The 669-nt window shown below is 69.2% G+C and carries 1 protein-coding gene and 1 pseudogene; both read left to right on the forward strand.

Going from position 1 to position 669, the window contains the following annotated elements; translation table 11 throughout:
• Nucleotides 1-204: pseudogene (locus NS283_RS18065) on the forward strand (cytochrome c biogenesis protein CcdA); the annotation flags it as partial.
• Nucleotides 185-669: cytochrome c biogenesis protein ResB (locus NS283_RS18070; protein WP_193752717.1), on the forward strand; the 485-nt coding region annotated here is incomplete at its 3' end. The pseudogene NS283_RS18065 and the gene NS283_RS18070, both read left to right, overlap by 20 nt.

A 669-nucleotide genomic window follows, 5' to 3' on the forward strand; every position in this document is an offset into this window, starting at 1 on the left:
CTCGGCATCCCGTTCATCCTGCTCGCGCTCGGGTTCGGCTGGGCGACGCGCTCCGTCGCGTTCGTCCGCAAGCACATCCGGCTGGTCAACCTCATCGGCGGTGCGCTGCTGATCGTGCTCGGCCTGCTCATGGTCGTCGGCGTCTGGGGAACGTGGATGTCGACGCTGCAGGGGGTGATGCTCAATGTCCAGCTCCCGCTCTGATCGAGGTGGCACCGTGACCGAGCCGACCGACGGCGTCCTGCGCCCGTCCGATCACGCCGACTCCACGCCCTCCGGCGACGGGGGCGACGACATCACGCAGCCGCGCCTGGGCGTCATCGGCTGGATGCGATGGGGCTGGCGACAGCTCACGAGCATGCGCACCGCGCTCGTGCTGCTGCTGCTCCTCGCGATCGCGGCGGTGCCCGGATCGATCGTCCCGCAGCGCAGCGCCGACCCCAACGGCGTCACGCAGTACTTCACCGACAACCCCGACCTCGCGCCGGTGCTCGACAAGCTGAGCATGTTCGACGTGTACACGTCGCCCTGGTTCTCGGCGATCTACATCCTGCTGTTCATCTCGCTGATCGGGTGCGTCCTTCCGCGCACCAAGCACCACTGGAAGGCGCTGCGCTCGCAGCCCCCGCGCACGCCCGCGCGGCTCGGTCGCCTCGACGATCACCGCGA

The organism is Microbacterium testaceum, from assembly GCF_001476285.1.
Taxonomy (GTDB): domain Bacteria; phylum Actinomycetota; class Actinomycetes; order Actinomycetales; family Microbacteriaceae; genus Microbacterium; species Microbacterium testaceum_B.